Here is a 5,661-nt window from a genome sequence, read left to right as displayed (position 1 = left end):
ATATCTAATGTTCGTCTAGAAACTAAAATTAACATCTATAACATTACAGGTGCTAAAGTAAAGTCTATTACAACTAACGATGATATGAATTTTGAATTTAACTCTGGTTTATACATCGCTACAGTAGCAACTTCTGAAGGTCAAAAATCAGTGAAGTTACTTGTGCAGTAATAGTTCGCTCTAATTATTTTTTTAGTAATTTAAGGAGAGGTGGCTTAAAAGTAATTTTTAGGCGACCTCTTTTTTTTTTTTTTGAATTTTTTCATATTCAGGTAAATATTCCGTAAAGTACGTCTTGTACATTCCTATAAGATGTTTTAGGTTGCTTGTATTTTAACGTCAGTTAGATATAAATGATTCAATTTATAGTTATAAGCCATCTGTCATAAACCTCGCTTTCAGTGTTTATTTTTGTTTTAGCTCATGCAGTTTTATTTTCTTAAATAGGAACTCGTGAATCTTCGATGTCTTTGCTTTCCTAAAGAATACTGAATCAAGTTCAGCACAGGCATCAACAAAAGAAAGGGAAATTTTAGTTCATGTCATTTATATTTTAAATCAAGGTGTTCATGTATACATGGCATTTCCAGAGGTATTTTTAGTTTTTCTTTTAGGAATAAACTAAAACCGCATGAATTTTTATAAATTTTTTAGTTCGTGAGTTTTCTATTTTAAATGTAAACTTTCTGTAAATTACGTATTGTATATCATAAAATCGATTTGTATTTTACATAATTGTAGATATAGGTATTTGTGAAATATTGACGGATAGTGATGTAGTTTTCTTTCATATTAGGATTGGTGTCTGATATTGCTTTAAGGAATAGAGCTTTGGATACAGCAGGTTTCGCGTTTTCCTTCAACAATTTTTGATTGTCTATAAAGTTTGCGACATTAAACCGCAATAGACCAGATTTCGGAGCATGTGTGTTAGGCGTAGACAATATAACTTAAATTCGTATGTTTCTAATCGTTTAGCAATTTCTGCGTTTGAGAGATTTACGTTAGCTTTCCATTCAAAGGCTTTTCTAACTAAATGTGCTTTATCGCTAAGAACAATTATCGGTGTGTGTTTTTCAAATGAAAAAAGGTCACTTTATTTTTTCTGAAAACATTTACTAAACACTAGAAATAAAACACCACATAACAGCCAGGCAGGAAGTGTTACAAATGACAGGAAAACATCAAATTGTATCGAAATATAATAAAACACCCCAAAACTAATAGCCCAAGCTAATAATACCGATTTATTAAATTTCATGTTAGCATGTTCTGCATAGTTTTTAATAACCCCAAATCTTTTATGGAAAAAATGTTCAAATACTATTACAGCTCCAAAGGGGGCTAAAATAAAACCGTATAACGCTACAAAGCCTAATAACTTCATCGCAAATGCGGGAAACAACCCAGCAATCGTGGCTATTGTTCCTGCTAAAACTGTAACTTTTGCTGTTGATAATTTAGGGAGTATGGCCTGAAAAGCTAAACCTGCTCTGTATATTGTCGGATTTGCAGTTGTCCAACCAGCTAAGACAACAGCTATTATTCCAAATACTCCAATGGCATTATAAGCTAATGGGCCTGGTGCAACAGGTGGCGCTTCACCATTAGATAAAAACGCTTGAGCTTCAGGTGATTTTAGATACACTGCGTATAATAATGCTGCTGCTATCCAAGCCATATAATGACCTACATACATACCTGCCGAAGTTGTCCATCCAGAACTTGCTTTTTTTGCAAATCTAAAAACTGATAAATCTGACATTCCAATATGCATGGCACCATTTGCAAACCAAGACCAAATAACAACATGCCAAAAGGTAAATTTAATTTGACCAGGAAAAGGATCTGAACCCTCTCCCCAAATGTTCCAAAAGTCTGAGAAACTAGAAACACCTAATTGACTTAAAGCGACAACTCCACAAGCTATAAAAGCGATTACTATAATAGGTGACATCCAGTTTGCAGCTTTTGATACCGTATCGTAGCCACGAGCTGCAATAATTGAAATTACAGCACCTATGAGTACAACTATAACAATCCAAGTTATTCCATTTGGCATGGTATCAGACAATTTAGGCATTGGCATATCAAACGGAATACCAACTGCTGTTGCAGAAACCGTAATCATTGACCCTGCTAAAAAGCAGAACAGAATTCCGTTTGCAAGATTGTAACCCGTTACGAGGTTTTTACCACATATTTTTTCGAGTTGAAAGTATAATGTTAAGCGGTTTTTTACAGCAATTTCGGCAGTTAAAAATCGCCAAGATAAAACAGCTAATAAATTTCCTATTAGCAAGCCAATAATTAAATCAAAAGCACTAACACCAGCAGTTAAAAATAAAGGGCCAATCATAAATTCTGTACCTGCAGCATGTTCGCCTGCGTACATGCCTAAAAAACTTTTCCAGCTTTTTAATTTAGATTTTGGTACAGGTGTTCTCTCAAATTCGCCACCTGCAATATTTTCAATCTCTTCAGCTTCTGTATTAATTTGGCTCATAGTAATTGATTTAGTATTAGTTAGTTTCTATTTTATTAAATGCTCTGCAAAATCCGTAGTTTTTTCGCAATTAAGTTGTTCCATTACTTGTTGCAATTCTGTTTTTAATAAAGATATTGTATGATTTCCACCATTTTTACCTAAAGCAGAAACACCATACATAAACGAGCGTCCCATAAATGTGAATTTAGCACCACTTGCCATGGCACGAGCTACATCTGGGCCAGATCGAATACCGCTATCCATCATCACTTCAATTTGATCTCCATATTTTTCTGCTAAGCGATGTAAAGGTTTTACTGTAGACTCACCTGCGTCTAATTGCCTGCCACCATGATTAGAAACTATTATACCATCTAAACCTAAGCGAATAGCTTCTTCTGTATCATATTCTGAAGCCACGCCTTTTAGAACCAGCTTTCCTTTCCATAGGTCTCTAATCGGTTTAATCTTTTCTTCATTTAATCTACCGCTAAACGTTTGATCCATAAATTTACCTAGTTGTTTTAAATCTAGACCTTTGGGCATGTAAGGTTTTAAAGTTTCAAAATTTGGTTGCCCATATTTTAAAGTTTGTGCTGCCCAATGTGGTCTGCCCAATACTTGAATAATATTTTTTAAAGACATTTTTGGTGGCATAGCCAATCCGTTTCTAATATCTCTTGGTCTAAAGCCAAATGTAGGCACATCACAAAGTATTACTAAAACAGGGCATTCTGCTGCTTCTGCACGTTTAATAATATCATCTCTTAATCTGTTTTCTGTTGGGTGGTATAATTGAAACCAAGCTTTGCCTTCTGTTAATTCGGCACTACGTTCTATACTTGTTGTGGTTACTGTACTAAGAATAAAAGGGATATTATGTTCACAAGCGGCTTTGGCTAAAATCTCTGGCGAATTAGGCCACATTAAGCCTTGTAAACCTACAGGCGAAACACCAAATGGCGCATCATATTCAACACCAAATAATTTTGTTTTTAATGAAGACCCATTGTGCTGCCTTAGATAATTTGGTTTTAATTGCACATCTCTTAACTCAGCAGTGTTTCTGTGCAGATTTACATCTTCATTACAACCACCATCTAAGTATTCAAAAGCAAATTTTGGTATTTTTTTTTGTGCTTTAGTTCTTAAATCATCAATAGATGGGTATCTGGTATCAATTTTTATAGCCATGATCTTATTTTATTATAAACGGTACATGTTTCTTTAAAGAGTAATTCTTTTTTAGAAATTTAGAATTTAATTTTTTATCAGAAATTGAAATCGCTGCACCTAATGCAGATCCTAAAGAAGAATCTGTAGTTCGTAATTTTTTTCCTCTAAAATGATGTGAAAGTAATTTTATATATAAATCATTATCACTAAAGCCTCCATCTACATATAAGTGTTTTATTTCATCTGTACCTATAACATCTTTAATACTTTTAATTTGAAGCAATACAAGTTCTGTCATTAATTGATGATAGGCATGCTCAAATTTATCATAAGAAATTGAGGTTTCAGAAGGCATTTCTGGCGTTTCTATACTTTCCCATTTAAACCTGTTTTCAAAATCTTTCATGATTTCAAAATAGGTATCGTAATCAAATTTTATATGACGATGTGTATCATCTGGTACGTTAAAATGCTTGTGTAACTTTTCAACTTGTATTTTATATTCATTACCTAAAAATAAACGGGTTGCTTTAACTGGTTTACCGTTAATTCTCATGTAATTAATAAAATCTTTATCGTCTCCTGCTTCGGCTATTGGGGTTTCTGTAAACGGATTAAGTGCAATGCTCCAAGTACCTGTAGATACTAAAACAAATTTTTTATTAATACTTCTTACATAAGGCAATAAGGCAGATGAACTATCATGTATACCTACTCCAATTTTTATACGTTTACCATTATAATTCATATTTATACTGGTTTCGGTAGACACAATTGTTGGTAGAATATTGTTTAATTCTTCTTTGTATACCCAGTCATGGTAATCTTTTTTGGTATAATCCCACAATGCTGTATGACAACCTATACTTGTGTATTCGCTTAAAGGAATACCTGTAAATATGTAGCTAAGATATTGTGGTAGATGCAGAGAATATTTTATTTTTTTAAAAATCTCTGGCTTTGTATGCTTTATCCAATAGAGCTGAAGTCCAGAATTTAAAAGACTTAAGTCAAAACATCCTGTTTTACTTAAAAAAGTATCAATAGGCCCATATTTTTCTATAAAAGATGTGATAACACTTTCGTCTATTTGTTTGGTGTAATTATAAAGTGGTGTGAGTACTTCACCATTTTTATCTAAATGCACAAAACTTGCACCATAGGTAGAAAAGTTAATAGCTGTTACATTAAACTCAGACGCCTCAAGAATTTTTTGAAAAACACTTTTTAACCAATTTTGAAGTTTTTCTAAGTTTTCTGTAGGGTGACCGTCTTCATCTTCTATTTCGTCAAACCTAATATATTCTTTATAAACCTCTTTAAAATCTTTATCAAATAAAAAGAATTTTTTATTTGTTTTTCCAATATCAAATATGGCTGTAACATTTGTCATAAAACTGATTATAATCCTGTTGCTATCGTATTTCTACCTCTTTCTTTTATGAGACTTTCTCTTACATTTAATGAACGGTATGCGTCAATTGGACTTATAGCACCACCTGCATCTAATCTTGCTTTTTGAATAAGAGGTCTTACATCTGTTCTGTATGCTTCTTGTAAAATTTCTTGGCATTTTACAACATCATTATTTAATTGCGCTGTTCTTAGTAAATCTTGATCTACTAATAATGCTTTTGCATATGCTTCTTGAATTGCTTCTAAAGATTGTATTAAATCTTCTAAAGGATCTTTTATATTATGACTTGCATCAATCATCCAAGCTAAATCAGGATTTTGAGGATTGTTTTGCATTCCATAAACCAATTCATTAAAGATTAAAAATAATGCGTATGGCTTAATACTTCCAACGGTTAAATCGTCATCTCCGTATTTACTATCATTAAAATGGAAACCACCTAATTTGCCTTTTAACATTAAAACCGATACAATTTGTTCGATATTACTGTTTGGCAAATGGTGTCCTAAATCTACTAATGAATAGGCTTTTTCTCCACAAGCATTGGCTAGCATAAATGAAGTACCCCAATCTTGAATAA

4 protein-coding genes and 1 pseudogene are annotated in these 5,661 nt (G+C 32.7%); 1 reads left to right on the top strand and 4 read right to left on the bottom strand.

Features of this window, described 5'->3' with window-relative positions:
* Complete coding sequence (locus tag AB8B52_RS00980) at positions 1-171, top strand: T9SS type A sorting domain-containing protein (RefSeq protein ID WP_406024336.1); 171 nt, start codon at positions 1-3, stop codon at positions 169-171.
* Positions 172-1,096: 925 nt separating this feature from the next.
* Here AB8B52_RS00980 and AB8B52_RS00975 read toward each other — a convergent pair.
* From AB8B52_RS00975 to AB8B52_RS00960, 4 genes and pseudogenes are all read right to left on the bottom strand, one after another.
* Positions 1,097-2,506, bottom strand: a complete 1,410-nt coding sequence (locus AB8B52_RS00975; protein ID WP_406024334.1) for a purine-cytosine permease family protein — start codon at positions 2,504-2,506, stop codon at positions 1,097-1,099.
* A gap of 27 nt (positions 2,507-2,533) precedes the next feature.
* Positions 2,534-3,682 (bottom strand): alpha-hydroxy-acid oxidizing protein, encoded by a 1,149-nt coding sequence (locus AB8B52_RS00970; protein WP_406024332.1) that lies wholly within the window; start codon positions 3,680-3,682, stop codon positions 2,534-2,536.
* A 4-nt stretch (positions 3,683-3,686) separates the two neighbouring features.
* Positions 3,687-5,057, bottom strand: a complete 1,371-nt coding sequence (locus tag AB8B52_RS00965) for an FGGY-family carbohydrate kinase (RefSeq protein WP_406024330.1) — start codon at positions 5,055-5,057, stop codon at positions 3,687-3,689.
* A gap of 8 nt (positions 5,058-5,065) precedes the next feature.
* Positions 5,066-5,661: pseudogene (locus AB8B52_RS00960) on the bottom strand (sugar isomerase); the annotation flags it as partial.

This window comes from Winogradskyella sp. (assembly GCF_045105575.1).
Lineage (GTDB): Bacteria > Bacteroidota > Bacteroidia > Flavobacteriales > Flavobacteriaceae > Winogradskyella.
The sequence above is the reverse complement of the archived record's forward strand: the minus strand, read 5'-3'. Positions and strand labels throughout refer to the sequence as shown.